We start from the raw sequence: 15,332 nt of genomic DNA, 5'->3' as shown, positions 1-15,332 counted from the left end.
CGGAGGTTAAAGTAAATGAAAAAGTTTATCTTTATGCCAGCACTGGCTGCAGCATTATTTATGTCAGCATGCAGCAGTGGAGAGAATGACGAAGAACCGGAAATATCATCAGATAATGAAGAAGTGGAAGTTGTTGAAATTGACGAAGTCGATGAAGAAGCAGGCGAAGCAGCAGAAACAGACAACTACCAAATCGGCGAGGCAGTTGAGCTTAACGGCATTACAGTGACTATAAACGATGCCTACTTAACAGATGAACGCAATGACACCAGTATTATCGACGTCAGCGGCGTACTCGTGCTGGATGTTACCTACGAAAATGGTAGTGATGAAGTATTTCCTGCAGGACGCGATATAACATTGGAAGCAGGCGGTGAACACGTAAGAAGCTATGACATGGACAGCACCCTGCCTGCTGATCTTGCTCCAGGAGAAAGTATCACCGGTCACATGGCCTACGGATTAGTCAAGGCGCCTGAAGATGTGGTTGCTGTATTCGAGCCTCTGATGAACGATTCAGGTGAGAATGCGATATTTGATGTAGAGATAGAGTAAATTAGTTTTGACTCTGGTGGCGTGCTCTCACGTATTCTGTGCCGCCGTGGAGATATATCACCTCTCAAGCCCCCTATATCCGGCAGCAACAAAAAGAAGAGCCCTCATGACGTGCTCCCCTTAAGTTGGACCTAAATCCAACTTAAGGGGAGTTTTTGTTATGAAAAATAAAAAACATAGTTTTGAGTTCAAAATGGCAGTAGTTCAATCCTACCTTAATAATGAAGGTGGATATAAGGCTTTAGCTAAGCAGTATCAGATCAACCCTTCATTAATTACAAGATGGGTGAATAACTATAATGAGTTTGGGCCAGACAGCCTGCTTAAGCACATGACGAAAACAACTTATACTAGTGAATTTAAACGATCTGTTTTAGACTATAGACAAGAAAACTTGTTGTCCTATAAAGATACAGCGCATCATTTTGGGATTCGTAATCCTTCCATGATTGCCAACTGGCATCGTCGATTACGTGATGGTGGGCACGCTGCGCTTGAGGAAAAACGTAGAGGGCGTGTAAAGAACATGAGTCATCAGTCTAAAAAAACAAGTCAACCATTGAATGAAACAGAACGCGAAGAGCTCGAGAGACTACGAGAAGAACTAAAAATGTCTGAATTGGAAAATATCATCTTAAAAAAGTTAAAAGCCTTACCGACAAAACCAACAAAGAAAAAGCGGTAGTCGCAATTGAAGTAAGGCAAGAGACGTCATATTCATTGAAAGATATTCTAAACATCTTAAAGCTGCCCAAGTCTGTTTATTACTACTGGGTGAGACATGTTGATGATCAAAGGCAAAAAGATTTACCTATATTAAAGAGCGTTCGAGAAATTATTGAACAAAGTAAGGGGCGGTATGGCTACAGAAGGATTAAAGCTGTATTGGAACAAGATGGTATCATCGTTAACCATAAGCGTCTTTTGCGTATCATGCGGACCTACGATTTACTGTGTGTGAAATTTACAAGAAAACATCGAAATAAATACAGTTCATATAGAGGGACTGTCGGATACATTGCACCAAACACAGTCAATAGGGTATTTAAAGTAGATAAGGTCAATACGCTTTGGCTGACTGATGTGACGGAGTTTTCTTTACCGTCTAAAGGAAAACGGCTATATCTTTCAACGATATTTGATAGCTGTACTTCAGAGATTATTGCTTATGAGATGAGTCGATCGCCTAACTTAGACATTGCTTTAAAACCATTGACGGATGCATTAAGCAAACACCAAGGTCTGTTGAATGATTTAGTCATCCATTCAGATCAAGGATTTCATTACCAACACAGAGCATGGGTAAATATCCTCGACACCTATAATGTGACTCAGAGCATGTCTAGAAAAGGGAATTGCTTAGATAATGCACCCATGGAAAACTTTTTTGGCTTATTGAAACAAGAAATGTTTTATGGCGAACAGTTTGACACTTATGAATTGCTTGAATCCGCTATCCGAGAGTATATTGAATTTTATAATACCAAGAGAATTAAGACAAAATTAAAAGGCATGTCTCCTGTTCAATACAGGAAACATTAAAATCAGCATAATACCAAATAGTCTAACTTTTGGGTATCACGTCATCACGGACTCTTCTTTTTGTTCTATTATAATTATTCTACTACTTCTACTGATAGATCCACGTCGATATTGCCGCGTGTTGCTTTAGAGTACGGGCAGAAATCGTGTGCCTGCTCTAAATATTTTTCTGCGTCTTCCTGAGACATGTTTTTAACTTTAGCTTTAATATCTACACCAAGTTTAACGCCTTCGCCGTCTTCTTCAAGACGTACTGTCAAATCAACTTCCGGCTCTGCGTTACGAACGCCGCCTTTTTTAATCATTAAGTCGAATGCGCCATTAAAGCATGATGCATAACCTGCAGCGAATAATTGTTCAGGGTTAACACCCTCGCCACTTTGATCCGGCGGAATTACCGGTGAATCGATTGCTTTGTCGCCTGTTGTAACATGACCTTTACGGCCGCCTGTGTTTACTGCATTGATTTCATATTTAACTGCCATTATAAATGCCTCCTAATATTTTAGTATCAGTTCAATCTTACTCTCGAATTGAACTTTAATCCAAACATAGTATTTAATCACAAAAATAAAGCCGTAATTCATACAGCTCCATTTTTGTAAATATTATTTTTTAAATTTGTCAGAAAAGTTATCGATAGATTCGTTAGCTTTATCGGTACCTTTTTCTACGTATTCTTTCGCTTTACCAGCAGCTTTTTCCTGCATGCCTTCTTTTTCCATCTTCTCGTTTCCTACTGCGTTACCTATTGTCTCTTTAGCATTACCTTTTAACTGTTCGAACTTGCTATCTTTTTCTGCCATTTAAAACACTCCTTAATTAAATCAATAGTATTTTTTGTACAGTTAGTATATTCCCACTCAGATGCAGCTTAAACATAAATTTAAATTAATTCGAGTCCGATATGCTGCCAGTACATATAATACGTTAAAATCATCAGCACAATATAGACAGGCAGAAGCATCATACTCATCCTCATCAGTTCCCGGCTTTCAAACGGACGGTCTTCACTTTCGTAAAATATCAGCAGCGCTTTTGAGCTGACCGGCAGCGTCACACAGAAATTAATTCCTAGCAGCGCGATAAATACCGCTGCCTGTGTATTTAAATTAAATGATTCTGCCAGTATTATAAATACCGGTATTAAAACTACTGCCCGTGTCGTATGGCTCGTAATCAGAATATGCGATAACACACTGATTAATATAATGATTAAGAGAATCGTCAGTTCCGACGTGACATTCAATCCGCTGAATAAAGTCATTAATATATACTGAAAATAATCCGTTACTCCGTAATCAACCAGCAGCTTACCCAGTGCTGCTGCACCCGCAACGAAGAATATTAAACTCCATGACACGCTTGAGAGCCCTTCTTTCCAGCTGATTAACTTAAAGTGAGGCAGCATCATTATTAAGCTCATTAGTATTGTGACAAATGCGATATCGAGTCCATGAACCGGTTCACCGAGCCAGAGCAGGATTGTAATCCCGACCAAAATCAGTGCAGATTTCTCTCTTTCAGTAAAAGGTCTTTTCTCTTGTTCAGATTTAACTTCGAAGTCATAGCCAAAATCTTTAAAGTACATCATTTTTAATATAAATAGAGTTATCAGTCCGACGATCAGCCCAAAAGGCATCGCGTATATTAAAAACTCGACATATGATATTGATTCGCCGGTCTGCGTACTTAGAATTCCAATACCAATAATATGACTCCCTGCACCAAGCAGTGTCGTATTCGCCCCCATCAGAATCAGAACCGGAATTCCTATCCCGAAAAATTTCTTATGATGATGAAATCTGCCGCTTAAAATATTGTAGACAGGCAGCATTGCGGATGCTCTGCCCGACGTAGATGGCACAGCGACTGACAGTATCTGAATCAGTAAAAACGTAAAGAATGTCACGCGCCCTTTCGTATAACAGTGTCGCTCTATCCATTGCGTCAGTCGGCTGAGCAGCCCGCTTTTGACCAATACTTCCGCAATTATAAATGCTCCAATCATCAGCCATACAATATCGACATTAAATGATTCAAAGATAATTTCTTCCGGCAGCCCAAAGAGAACCCCGGCACATAACGACAGCCATGCAACGAGTCCTGCAGGCAGACTGGAAAATATAAACATGCCTAGCGCAAATATAAATATGATAAAACTTAAGGAACCGAGGTAATCCAATTCCTTTAACAGACCGATCAGCACAGCAATCAGTATAAATACGATACCCAGCACTTTATATTTAAGTGTCATTTAACGGACTGCTCCGGGGATTCTTCAATATTCCGGGCTAGCTGTGTACCAATCATAATTTGACGTATCGTATTCTCTGTGCATTTTTCAAGCCATTTCGCTGCGTCTGTCATGGACTTTTCAAGTGTTGCCGGTTTTGGAATAATACTCGCATACGCATCGATGCCGCTTTCATAGTTCATACTCGCTTTTTTACCGATTGTTCCCGCAAACGCAATAACAGGTTTATCATATTGTTTTGCGATGCGCGCCACTTCAGACGGTATTTTATCGTTTGGCGTCTGATAATCGATACATCCTTCAGCGGTAATTACGATATCCGCGGTCTGAATCGCATCCGATATCTCTATATACTTGCGTATAATATCAAAGCGCGGATGAAGCTCCGCACCCGATAAATCCCCAAGACCCAGCACCGAGACCGCCTGATGCACCGCCTCCGTTTACATATGATAAATCAGTGCCGGTCAGCTGTTAAGCAGTTTCGCTAAATGGTCGAAGTTGTCCGATAAGAGCTGCACATCTTCTTTTGACGCTCCTTTTTGAGGACCGAAAACTTTCCCCACACCACTTTCACCGCAGAGTACATTTTTCCAGTTTACTGCAACATCTGTACTTACATTCTGGATGCGCGGGTCAATTTCAGACATATCAATATGGTGAATGTTACCGATATCCACACCACCTGTAATATTTAACAGTTCATTATTTTTATCGTAAAACTTAACACCGATAGCTTGCGCCATCCCGCTACCGCCGTCCGAAGTACCTGAATCGCCGCAGCCGATTAAAATTCTCTCGGCGTTATTGTTCAGCGCTTCAATAATCGTTTCACCGATACCGTATGTCGTCGTATATAAAGGATTTCTCTGATCATACGGCACGTGGCGGAGTCCTGCAATCGCAGCCATTTCTATTACTGCAGTTTTCACACCGTTTTCATAGAAAATACCGAAGAAAGAATTTATTTTCTTACCGACCGGTCCTGTCACTGCCGTATTAACAATTTCCCCTTTTTTTAACTTAACAATTGTTTCAACAAAACCTTCCCCGCCGTCAGCCATCGGAATCACAATAACATCGTGTTCTCTGCTGACACGGTTAATTCCCTTTTCAATTGCAAACCCTACCTCTTCTGAACTTAAAGATTCTTTAAACCCCGATGGGATAACTACCATTTTCATAATAAATCTCCCTTTCTCTGTTGTGTTAATACATAAATTACACAGGAAAAGTTATGAATCGGTAGACGAATGATTAAAGGTTAATTAAATTACTCGAATAAAATATTAATAAAACAAAAAAAGACCCAATCCCTTTAAGGATTGAGTCTTAGTATGGAGACGGCGGGAGTTGAACCCGCGTCCAGAGACCTCGCAACATTTCTTTCTACGTGTGTAGTCCATTATTGAGTTTCACATGGATGATGGTAATGAACGAACCTCATTCCATGCTAGTCCGATTAATCTCTTCTCTCAATCTTCCGACCGCAGATTAAAGAGCGTATCCTATTTCAATTGGATCATCGTCACGGGCCATAGGAAAGCTCATGGGATGATGCAGAGCGCTCTTAGGCAGCTACTGCGAAATTGTTTTGTTTGCCAGTTATTATAACTGAGTATCGTTGATGACGAAGCCGAAACCTCCGACACGCTTAAAATGCCCGAATAGCCCCTGTCGAATCCGGAACGTCCCCGGATTAATTAAATACCGACGTATTTCGTCGAGCACTTAATATTATAACACGATAAAAACCCATTGACAAATTAACGGAACTGCTCTTTCATTGCACGGTCAATTTCGCGTTTCATTTGTTTCTTCTTCAGATCTTCGCGTTTATCGTATTTTTTCTTACCAGTTGCAACTCCTAACAGCACTTTGCACATGCCGTTCTTTATACAGTTTCAGCGGAATAATCGCATTACCCGGGGCATCAAGATGCCCTCTGAGTTTATTAATTTCCTTACGGTGCAGGAGCAGCTTGCGTGTGCGCAAGGGTTCGTGATTAAAACGGTTGCCCTCTTCGTACGGTGCAATGTGCATGTTGTAGGCATACATTTCATTCTGATAAACACGCGCATACGAGTCTTTTAAGTTCGCTGAGCCCCGCCGTATTGATTTAATTTCTGTACCGCTCAGCACAATGCCCGCTTCAATCGTGTCATCGATCGAGTAATCATGACTCGCTTTGCGGTTTTGTGCCAGCGGCTTAGTCTTCTGATTGTGTTTACTCATAAGCCTCTACTTCTTTCCGTTCCCTTTTTTCGCCACAGATTTATAGAAAGGTTTTTTCTTGCCGCCTTTACTAAAGCTCCCTTTCTTTTCACGTGAGCGTGTTTTTTCTTTTTTGTTATCTCTGGCATCACCTTTAATGGTAACAGGTGCGCTTCTTCTTTCCGGACGTTTTCTGTCAGGCATGCCGACAACTTTAAAGTCTATTAAGCGTTCTTCAAGGTTTACACCAAGCACTTCTATTTCAACTTTATCGCCGATACGGAACTGAGTACCTGTACGCTCCCCAATCATTGCCATGGCACGTTCATTGAAATTGTAATGATCATCAGTCATATGGCTGACGTGAACAAGTCCTTCAATTGTATTAGGCAGTTCAACGAACATACCGAAGTTCATTACTCCGGCTACGACACCTTCGAAAGTCTCGCCAACATGTTTCAGCATGAATTCCGCTTTCTTCAGATCATCAGTGTCGCGCTCAGCATCCTGGGCGCGGCGCTCTCTTTCTGAAGTATGCTTGGCAATCTCAGGCAGTTCGCTCTTATTGCGTCGGATTGTCTTCGCATCTGTTTTCCCGTTAAATAGATATTCACGTATTAAACGGTGAACAATTAAGTCGGGATAACGGCGAATCGGTGACGTAAAGTGAGTGTAAAACTCAGTCGACAGTCCGAAGTGACCGAGAGACTCCGGTGAATATTTCGCCTGCTGCATCGAGCGCAGCATCAGCATTGAAATAACCATTTCTTCCGGACGGCCTTTAACTTCTTCAATAATTTCCTGCAGTGCATGAGGATGAATCTGATTGCCTTTACCTTTAACTACAACACCAAAACCTGTCAGGAAATCAAAGAACTTGTTCAGTTTCTCTTCTTTTGGCTCTTCGTGAATACGGTACATAAACGGTACATCCATCCAATGGAAGTGTTCTGCGACCGCTTCGTTTGCTGCAAGCATAAATTCTTCAATCATTTTCTCGCCCGTACCACGATTTCTTAAGACGATATCTTCAGGTGTGCCGTCTTCGCCGACAACTACAGCTGCTTCATCGAAATCAAAATCGATAGCGCCTCGGCCTTCGCGTTTAGCGCGCAATGCTGCTGCAAGTGCTTCAGCTTCCAAGAGCGGCTCATACACTTCTTTAAACTCATTAATAACGCTCTCGTCTTTATCTGTCAGCATCAGATTCACATCACCGTAAGTCATACGGTAATCTGAATTAATTACACTCTCAAAAATTTCGTGATCCACCGCTTTACCGCCCGGTGTAAATTCCATACGGCAGCTCAGTGTCAGACGGTCGACATGCGGATTTAACGAACAGATTCCATTTGATAAACGGTGCGGAATCATCGGAATTACGCGGTCAACTAAATAAACACTCGTGCCGCGGTGATACGCTTCTTCATCCATGGCCGAATTCTTCGTAATATTGACTCACGTCGGCAATACTGACAGTCAGTTCGAAGTTGCCGTTATCCAATTTCATCACACTGACAGCATCATCAAGGTCTTTCGCATCTGCGCCGTCAATCGTAATCGTAAAGTCGTCTCTTAAATCGACTCTGCCTTTAGTATCATCCTGATTAATCTCGTCAGGTATTGCTTCAGCCTGTTCCAGGACTTCATCAGGGAAATCAATGCCTCGATGCCGTGCTGGTATATAATCGATAAAATATCTACTCCCGGATCATTTTTTATGGCCGAGAATTTGAACGACGTGGCCTTCCGGATTGCCTTGGTCGGGATTATCCGGGAACTTCGTAATTTCAACGAGCACTTTATGGCCGTCAATTGCACCGAGATTATTATTTCTCGGAATAAACACATCGGTTTTAAATGTCTTCGAGTCAGGCACAACGAAACCATAGTTAACATTTGCACTGTACTCTCCGACGAATTTCGTTACTCCGCGCTCAAGAATGCTTACCACGTGGCCTTCTGTTTTATCGCCGCGTGTACTCTTCTCGACTTCAACCAGTACCGTATCACCGTCAAATGCACCATTTACTGCTGTCGGCGGAATAAAAATCCTCTATTTCTTCTTCCTCAGGACGTAAAAATCCAAAGCCGCGTTTGTGCATTGATAAAGTACCCTTCACTTTGTTTGAGTCAGGTGATTTCATATATTTGTCTTTCTTCGTTCGGACTAATTTACCGGATTCTTCAAGAGAGACTAAAGTTTTCACCATATCTTTGAATTCATCCGAGTCATCCGCTCCAAAAGATTCTTTAAACTCATCAATTGTCATCGGTTTGTAGTCATCGCTATTTACAATGGCTAGTATTTTCTTTAAAGTCTCTCATTGTAATCCTCCATATCTATTGTTATTACTGTAATTCGTGCTGCTCAATAAAATTGTATATATCTTCAAATAATTCTTCCTTGCTTTCATCTATAGTCAGTACGTGACCGCCTTTATCGTACCATTTAATTTCTTTTTTCTTCAGTCCCTGTCCTGTTAAAAATAACATTTGCACTGTCTCGGTCAATTACTTTATCATGCGTTGCCTGGGCCACAAACAGCGGGACATTAACATCATCTAAATTCCCTCTTACCATATTAATAAACGTGCTGATATCATCAAAAGTCCCTGTCATCTTAAGATTTTCAGTCTCTTTTTTTATTTGCTCAGGCGTTTTGTTTTCAAACATCTTCAAATACTTTTCTGCATACCCGATAAACTGCGCGTACAACTTCGAAGCTTCCTTCATATACATTGGACTGCAAATCGTACTGAGCCCCGTAACATCGCGCTCCAACGTGAGGCGCAGCGCCATTACACCACCGATTGATACACCGGCTACAAAAATATTACTGTAGCCCTCATCTCTTAGAAAATCGTACGCTTCAACCACCTGTTTATACCAGACGAACGGAGAAGATTCTGTAATCTTCTTCGGATGTTCCGCGTGGCCTTCGTAGTTTATCGAATAAGAAGTCATTCCCTTTTTCTGAAGATACCGGCCGAGCTGTCTCACATCAGACGTGTTGCCCGTAAAACCGTGCAGCAGAAGAACTGCATTATCGCCGCTCGGCTCTTTAAAGTAAAATTTCTCAGGTAATTTAATATTCATGAGGTCACCTCAAAATAGTGTTACTTTTATTGTACGCTAAATTTCTGTGATACTAAAGAATCATCGTTCCAATCATAAAAAAAGAGCCTGAATCCTGTATTAATCGGATTCGGGCTCACCCTTTATCGTATTAACCTAAGTATGTCAGTAACAGCATAATCATAAAGAATAGAATTGATAAAATTACAGTTGCTCTATGTAGAACAAGATCCATTCCGCGCGCTTTTTGCTTACCGAACATTTGCTCAGCACCACCGCCGATTGCTCCTGACAGGCCGGCACTTTTTCCGGATTGTAGTAACACTACAGCGATAAGCGATATACACACGATGATTAACAGAACGATGAGTAGTGTCTGCATGAAGATACCCCTCCGATTTATATTAACAGTATAAATAGTACCAAAAATTTACTGTATGTGCAATGTAAACAGCAGTTTTGTAATGTAGTTGTTACATTAGGGGCAGTGAGTGATTTTGCAAGAACTGTCTATTTTACAATTCATTTTTTGAATTTTTGTCATTTGGAGATAATTCACTTATATTCTATGTTAATACTATGCGTATAATTCCATTAAAATTTAAACAATTGCAGATTTTATCAAGGCGGACAATTCTCGGTGAGACCGAAGAAAAAGAAAGGGATAAATTGCATCGCGGCTACGCTGGAGAGCTCGGTTTCGATAAACTTCTCGAAGAGCTTGTGCAGGAACTCGATGTATACCATTTAAAAGATTACCGCTTTAAAATTGATCCTGGTGCGACGACGATGAAGGTGGCCAGCGGTTTGAGCGAAGTTCAGATTGATAACGTGCTTGTCGCCGGTGATCGTATTTATACATTCGAAGTGAAAAACTTCGGTTTTGATTTAGTCTACGGTGCGAAGTCCTGGCACTTCACCGGCGGCCGGGAATACAAAGACTTAAGCATGCAGGTCAACCGCCAGCGGACTTCGCTCGACTTTCTGCTTCGGTCCGGCGGATTTAACTACGACATCACCTCGCACCTAGTTTTTGTAAATCCGCGGCAAACTATTTACAATATGCCAAATTTAGAAAATCTGCTGGTGCCGAGCAATACACACCGGCGGCTAGGCGGTATTTGTGTATCCAATCGTTATGACCAAAGTGCTCTCTCAAGCTATCTGGACAGCCGCCGTTTGAAGAAATCCATGTACGACTTGCCGGCGAACGTTTGCTTTGAGGAGCTCCGTCCGGCGTCTTTTGTTATCAGTGCGATTCGGTCGCGGAGCTGGAGCGGGTTAATTCATATAAATATTGCTGTCGTTCATGTACTAAAACATTTAGTACTTTCGAAATAGTTCTGGTACTCATTGATGAATTGAAAACTTTAAATGAATCATGGGAAGTGTCAGCCGCCAAGATTTCTAAGTTAAGTGGAGGTGTTGTCAGCAGCTCCACAGTACGCAAGTATAAACGCGAAGGTAAAAATTATTCTAATAAATACTCAACTTACAAAAATTGCGTTTTTGAGTGGAATTTTTATTTTCATTTATCGTCTGCACCCTTTCACATATTTTATGAGCAAGGTCATCACTTTTTGATCCATCTTGCTCATTTCCACGCCAATTATGAGCAAGCTCATCACTTTTTGATCCATCTTGCTCATTTACACACCAATTATGAGCAAGCTCATCACTTTTTGATCCATTTGCTCATTTACACACCAATTATGAGCAAGCTCATCACTTTTTGATCCATCTTGCTCATTTACACACCAATTATGAGCAAGCTCATCACTTTTTGATCCATCTTGCATTTCCACGCCAATTATGAGCAAGGTCATCACTTTTTGACCCACCTTGCTCATTGACGCACCAATTATGAGCAAGGTCATCACTTTTTGATCCACCTTGCTCATTGACGCACCAATTATGAGCAAGGTCATCACTTTTTGATCCACCTTGCTCATTGACACACCAATTATGAGCAAGCTCATCACTTTTTGACCCACCTTGCTCATCTCTGCTCTCACTATCCTATCCACCACAAAACAAAAACCCCTCTCACGAGGGGTTTTCCACTTATATCACTTATTTATTCAAGTTATAAAATGATGCCAGGCCTTTGTATGTGCCCGTTTCGTACAATTCGTCTTCGATGCGGAGCAGCTGGTTGTATTTTGCTACGCGGTCTGTGCGTGATGGTGCACCTGTTTTGATTTGACCGGCGTTTGTTGCGACAGCGATGTCAGCGATTGTCGTATCTTCTGTTTCACCTGAGCGGTGTGAGATGACTGCTGTGTAACCTGCGCGCTGTGCGACTTCGATTGCTTCGAATGTTTCCGTCAGCGTACCGATTTGGTTTACTTTAACTAAAATTGAGTTTGCAACGCCCTGTTCAATTCCCTGAACTAACTTCTCAGTGTTTGTAACGAACAGGTCGTCTCCGACAAGCTGGACTTTATCGCCAATTTTGTCAGTCAGTAACTTCGTGCCTGCCCAGTCGTTTTCGTCTAACCCGTCTTCGATTGAAATGATTGGATACTTATTAACAAGTTCACCGTACCAGTTAACAAGTTCTTCTGACGAGTAAGTTTTACCCTCACCTTTAAGCTCGTAGTTGCCCGTTTCTTTGTTAAAGAATTCGCTTGAAGCTGCGTCCATCGCAAGAACGATATCAGAACCGAGCTCGTAACCTGCAGCAGCAACTGCTTCGCCGATTACTTCTAAAGCTTCTTCGTTCGATTTCAGGTTTGGAGCGAATCCGCCTTCGTCACCGACTGCAGTGCTGTAGCCTTTAGTTGATAAAACTTTCGCAAGGTGATGGAAAATTTCCGTGCCCATGCGGAGTGCTTCTTTAAAGGTAGATGCGCCGACAGGCATAATCATAAATTCCTGAATGTCGATACTGTTGTCAGCGTGCTCGCCGCCGTTAATAATATTCATCATCGGTACAGGAAGCTGCACCGCATTAAATCCGCCTAAGTATTTATATAAATGCTGGCCGAGAACATCTGCTGCTGCTTTCGCTACGGCAATTGATACACCTAATATAGCGTTAGCGCCTAATTTTTCTTTATTTTTCGTCCCGTCTAACTGAATAAGCATTTTATCGATTGAAACCTGTTCTAAGACAGTGAATTCCCCATCGATTAATTCAGGCGCAATAATTGAGTTAACATTTTCTACTGCCTGCTCTACACCTTTGCCTAAGAAGCGTGATGAATCACCATCACGAAGTTCTACCGCTTCATGTTCCCCTGTTGAAGCGCCTGAAGGAACGAGTGCCCGGCCAAAAGCGCCGCTTTCTGTTAACACTTCAACCTCGATTGTCGGGTTTCCTCTAGAGTCTAAAACTTCACGTGCATATACGTCTGTAATTAATGGCATGTCATCCTACTCCTTTATTAGTTAAGTTCGAATTTATTATAACGTATTTTTAATTAAAAGGCTCTTACCTGTCATATCTTCAGGCTGATTAATCGTCATTATATCAAGCATCGTCGGTGCTAAGTCTGATAAACGTCCCCCTTCACGCAGCATAACAGACTTGTCCGTAACAATCACCGGCACCGGATTAACCGTATGTGCCGTCATCGGCTCGCCTGCCATCGTCACCACTTCGTCCGCGTTGCCGTGATCGGCTGTAATAATCGCAGTGCCATCCTGGGCGATAATTTTATCGACTACTTTACCGAGACATTCGTCTACCGCTTCAAGCGCTTTGACCGTCGGTTCAAGCATACCGCTGTGGCCGACCATGTCCGGATTCGCAAAGTTTAAAATCACCATGTCGAGGTTCCCCTCATCCAATGCACCAAGCAGCTGGTCCGTCACTTCATAAATGCTCATTTCCGGCTGCAGATCATATGTCGCCACTTTAGGTGAATTGACTAAAATACGCGATTCGCCGTCAAATTCATCATGACCCCCACCGTTCATAAAGTACGTCACATGCGGGTATTTTTCAGTTTCCGCAATGCGGAGCTGAGTTTTCCCGGCATCAGATACGACTTCACCCAGCGTATTAACCAAGTCCATTTTATCAAATACTACATCCGCTAAAACGGCTTCGCTGTATTTTGTAAATGTAACGAATTTTAAATTATCGATTGTCCCGCCGCAGTCGAAACCATCAAATGCCGAAGCCGTAAATGCTTCCGACAATTGCGCTGCACGGTCCGGTCTGAAGTTAATAAAAATAACTGCATCATTATTACCGACAGTCCCCAGTTCATTAACGATAAACGGCTCAACGAATTCATCGAACACCTCATCGTGGTAACTTGCCTCAATACCCGCAGCAGCAGTAGGGAAAACCGTTCCTTTTCCGTGAACCAGTGCATCGTATGCAAGCTGTTCGCGGTCCCAGCGTTTGTCGCGATCCATTGCGTAGTAGCGCCCGCTCACTGTTGCAAAGCTGCCGACACCAATGTCCTCAAACTGTCGCTCCGTCTCTTCTATGTAGGTCAGGGCCGACGATTTACTCACGTCGCGCCCGTCTAAAAATCCGTGTACATGCACATCATTAAGGCCATTAATTTTGGCCATTTTCAGCACTTCAAACAGATGACTGTAATGAGAATGCACACCGCCGTCGCTCAAAAGTCCCATAATGTGCAGTTTGCTGTTATTTGTCTTCGCATGTTTAAGCGCGCTTAACAGCACTTCATTCTGATGAAACTCGCCATCTTCAATCGCCTTATTGATGCGCGTTAAACTCTGATACACAACGCGTCCTGCACCAATATTTAAATGACCGACTTCGGAGTTGCCCATCTGCCCTTCAGGCAGACCGACATCGAGACCGCAAGCACTTAACCTGCCATACGGGTATTCATCCTTATATCTTTTAAAGTTCGGCATCTCTGCATGCGCAATTGCATTGCCGAACTTTTCATCACGTTCGGCAAAACCGTCCAGAATAATTAAGGCAGCAGGCTTTTTCATTGCGCTGCTCCTGAGATTAACGCCGTATAATCTTCAGTCTTCAATGAAGCGCCGCCGACTAACGCACCGTCTACATCGCTCTTAGACATCAAGTCTTCAATCGTTGCAGGTTTAACAGAACCGCCGTATAAAATACGTACATGCTCTGCAGTTTCCGCGTTATAAAGTTTTTCAATTTCACTTCTGATCAAACGGCACATCTTGTTAGCATCGTCGCTCGTTGCACTTTTCCCTGTGCCAATCGCCCAAATCGGTTCATAAGCGATAACAAGTTCGTCTGCCGCTTCAGCTTTAATACCTTCAAGAGCCGCTTTAATCTGGCGTGCAACTTTCACTTCCTGCTCGCCGCTTTCGCGCTCTTTTTCTGTCTCACCGACACAAATAATCGGCACCATGCCTGCCTCAATCACAGCATGCACTTTCTTATTAACGTCGCTGTCAGACTCTCCAAAAAGTTCTCTTCTTTCAGAATGCCCCGCAATAACGTAATCGATGCCTAAATTCTGAAGCATCAAAGCTGAGATTTCTCCCGTGAATGCGCCATTTTGTTCGTAGTAGACATTCTGTGCTCCGATTTTAACATTCGTTTCTTTAAATTTTTCAACAAGTACAGGCAGGTCGATAAAAGGCGCACAAATTGCCGCCTCTACGCCTTCCTTCAGATTAAGTTTTAACAGTTCTTCAGCAAAATCCGATGCTTCTGATACTGTCATATTCATTTTCCAGTTTCCTGCAATAAATGGTGTACGCATA

At 42.3% G+C, this 15,332-nt stretch carries 12 protein-coding genes, 1 other RNA gene and 4 pseudogenes; 4 read left to right on the top strand and 13 right to left on the bottom strand.

The annotated features are described in order from the left end of the window. Positions 1 to 15: 15 nt before the first annotated feature. The 3 genes from G4D76_RS11890 (at position 16) to G4D76_RS11880 (ending at position 2,097) form a co-directional block, all read left to right on the top strand. Positions 16 to 555 carry a hypothetical protein gene (locus G4D76_RS11890; protein ID WP_213809979.1) on the top strand — a complete coding sequence of 180 codons (540 nt, stop codon included), beginning with the start codon at positions 16 to 18 and terminating at the stop codon, positions 553 to 555. Between the two features lie 160 nt (positions 556 to 715). Further along, a complete protein-coding gene (locus G4D76_RS11885; RefSeq protein WP_213809978.1) occupies positions 716 to 1,240 on the top strand; it encodes a helix-turn-helix domain-containing protein in 525 nt (174 codons plus the stop codon). Continuing rightward, positions 1,174 to 2,097 (top strand): IS3 family transposase, encoded by a 924-nt coding sequence (locus tag G4D76_RS11880; protein WP_213811049.1) that lies wholly within the window; start codon positions 1,174 to 1,176, stop codon positions 2,095 to 2,097. The genes G4D76_RS11885 and G4D76_RS11880 overlap by 67 nt, the downstream gene beginning before the upstream one ends. A gap of 74 nt (positions 2,098 to 2,171) precedes the next feature. Here G4D76_RS11880 and G4D76_RS11875 read toward each other — a convergent pair whose 3' ends face one another. The 9 genes and pseudogenes from G4D76_RS11875 to secG all read right to left on the bottom strand — a co-directional run bounded on the left by G4D76_RS11875 (position 2,172) and on the right by secG (position 10,029). Further along, positions 2,172 to 2,582 (bottom strand): Ohr family peroxiredoxin, encoded by a 411-nt coding sequence (locus G4D76_RS11875; protein ID WP_026859940.1) that lies wholly within the window; start codon positions 2,580 to 2,582, stop codon positions 2,172 to 2,174. A 123-nt stretch (positions 2,583 to 2,705) separates the two neighbouring features. After that, the gene (locus G4D76_RS11870; RefSeq protein WP_026859939.1) at positions 2,706 to 2,903 is read right to left on the bottom strand and encodes a CsbD family protein; all 198 of its coding nucleotides are present in this window, start codon (positions 2,901 to 2,903) and stop codon (positions 2,706 to 2,708) included. Positions 2,904 to 2,983: 80 nt separating this feature from the next. After that, a complete protein-coding gene (locus tag G4D76_RS11865; protein ID WP_213809977.1) occupies positions 2,984 to 4,354 on the bottom strand; it encodes an SLC13 family permease in 1,371 nt (456 codons plus the stop codon). Then, positions 4,351 to 5,532, bottom strand: a pseudogene (locus G4D76_RS11860) (glycerate kinase). The gene G4D76_RS11865 and the pseudogene G4D76_RS11860 overlap by 4 nt, the downstream one beginning before the upstream one ends. Positions 5,533 to 5,689: 157 nt before the next feature. Further along, positions 5,690 to 6,050: a transfer-messenger RNA gene (gene ssrA, locus G4D76_RS11855) on the bottom strand. Between the two features lie 70 nt (positions 6,051 to 6,120). Then, a pseudogene (gene smpB, locus G4D76_RS11850) lies at positions 6,121 to 6,589 on the bottom strand (SsrA-binding protein SmpB). Positions 6,590 to 6,595: 6 nt separating this feature from the next. Beyond that, positions 6,596 to 8,841 (bottom strand): annotated as a pseudogene (rnr, locus tag G4D76_RS11845) (ribonuclease R). Positions 8,842 to 8,920: 79 nt separating this feature from the next. Next, a pseudogene (locus tag G4D76_RS11840) lies at positions 8,921 to 9,668 on the bottom strand (alpha/beta hydrolase). A 130-nt stretch (positions 9,669 to 9,798) separates the two neighbouring features. Beyond that, complete coding sequence (gene secG, locus G4D76_RS11835; protein WP_026859934.1) at positions 9,799 to 10,029, bottom strand: preprotein translocase subunit SecG; 231 nt, start codon at positions 10,027 to 10,029, stop codon at positions 9,799 to 9,801. A 197-nt stretch (positions 10,030 to 10,226) separates the two neighbouring features. On the opposite strand from secG, the gene G4D76_RS11830 reads away from it, so the two are divergent. Continuing rightward, positions 10,227 to 10,988, top strand: coding sequence for a nuclease-related domain-containing protein (locus G4D76_RS11830; RefSeq protein ID WP_213809976.1), 762 nt, complete (start codon positions 10,227 to 10,229; stop codon positions 10,986 to 10,988). A gap of 308 nt (positions 10,989 to 11,296) precedes the next feature. On the opposite strand, the gene G4D76_RS11825 is transcribed toward G4D76_RS11830, so the two are convergent. From G4D76_RS11825 to tpiA, 4 genes are read right to left on the bottom strand one after another with little or no spacing between them, the layout of a single operon-like run. Then, complete coding sequence (locus G4D76_RS11825; RefSeq protein ID WP_213809975.1) at positions 11,297 to 11,662, bottom strand: hypothetical protein; 366 nt, start codon at positions 11,660 to 11,662, stop codon at positions 11,297 to 11,299. Between the two features lie 58 nt (positions 11,663 to 11,720). Continuing rightward, the gene (gene eno / locus G4D76_RS11820) at positions 11,721 to 13,019 is read right to left on the bottom strand and encodes a phosphopyruvate hydratase (RefSeq protein ID WP_213809974.1); all 1,299 of its coding nucleotides are present in this window, start codon (positions 13,017 to 13,019) and stop codon (positions 11,721 to 11,723) included. 36 nt (positions 13,020 to 13,055) lie between these two features. Continuing rightward, positions 13,056 to 14,579, bottom strand: a complete 1,524-nt coding sequence (gene gpmI, locus G4D76_RS11815) for a 2,3-bisphosphoglycerate-independent phosphoglycerate mutase (protein WP_213809973.1) — start codon at positions 14,577 to 14,579, stop codon at positions 13,056 to 13,058. Beyond that, positions 14,576 to 15,331: a triose-phosphate isomerase gene (gene tpiA, locus G4D76_RS11810; protein WP_213809972.1), complete on the bottom strand. Its 756-nt coding sequence runs from the start codon at positions 15,329 to 15,331 to the stop codon at positions 14,576 to 14,578. Before tpiA ends, gpmI begins: the two co-directional genes overlap by 4 nt. Between the last annotated feature and the right edge of the window lies 1 nt (position 15,332).

It is taken from the genome of Jeotgalicoccus sp. WY2 (genome assembly GCF_018437745.1).
GTDB lineage: Bacteria > Bacillota > Bacilli > Staphylococcales > Salinicoccaceae > Jeotgalicoccus > Jeotgalicoccus psychrophilus.
This window is presented reverse-complemented; position numbering and strand designations above follow the sequence as displayed.

Excerpts from the sequence above, each read along its gene's own strand:
- gpmI (WP_213809973.1), bottom strand. The coding sequence starts at position 14,579 with ATGAAAAAGCCTGCTGCCTTAATTATTCTGGACGGTTTTGCCGAACGT.
- eno (WP_213809974.1), bottom strand. The coding sequence starts at position 13,019 with ATGCCATTAATTACAGACGTATATGCACGTGAAGTTTTAGACTCTAGA.
- G4D76_RS11865 (WP_213809977.1), bottom strand. The coding sequence starts at position 4,354 with ATGACACTTAAATATAAAGTGCTGGGTATCGTATTTATACTGATTGCT.
- tpiA (WP_213809972.1), bottom strand. The coding sequence starts at position 15,331 with ATGCGTACACCATTTATTGCAGGAAACTGGAAAATGAATATGACAGTA.
- G4D76_RS11885 (WP_213809978.1), top strand. The coding sequence starts at position 716 with ATGAAAAATAAAAAACATAGTTTTGAGTTCAAAATGGCAGTAGTTCAA.
- G4D76_RS11830 (WP_213809976.1), top strand. The coding sequence starts at position 10,227 with ATGCGTATAATTCCATTAAAATTTAAACAATTGCAGATTTTATCAAGG.
- secG (WP_026859934.1), bottom strand. The coding sequence starts at position 10,029 with ATGCAGACACTACTCATCGTTCTGTTAATCATCGTGTGTATATCGCTT.
- G4D76_RS11875 (WP_026859940.1), bottom strand. The coding sequence starts at position 2,582 with ATGGCAGTTAAATATGAAATCAATGCAGTAAACACAGGCGGCCGTAAA.
- G4D76_RS11890 (WP_213809979.1), top strand. The coding sequence starts at position 16 with ATGAAAAAGTTTATCTTTATGCCAGCACTGGCTGCAGCATTATTTATG.
- G4D76_RS11870 (WP_026859939.1), bottom strand. The coding sequence starts at position 2,903 with ATGGCAGAAAAAGATAGCAAGTTCGAACAGTTAAAAGGTAATGCTAAA.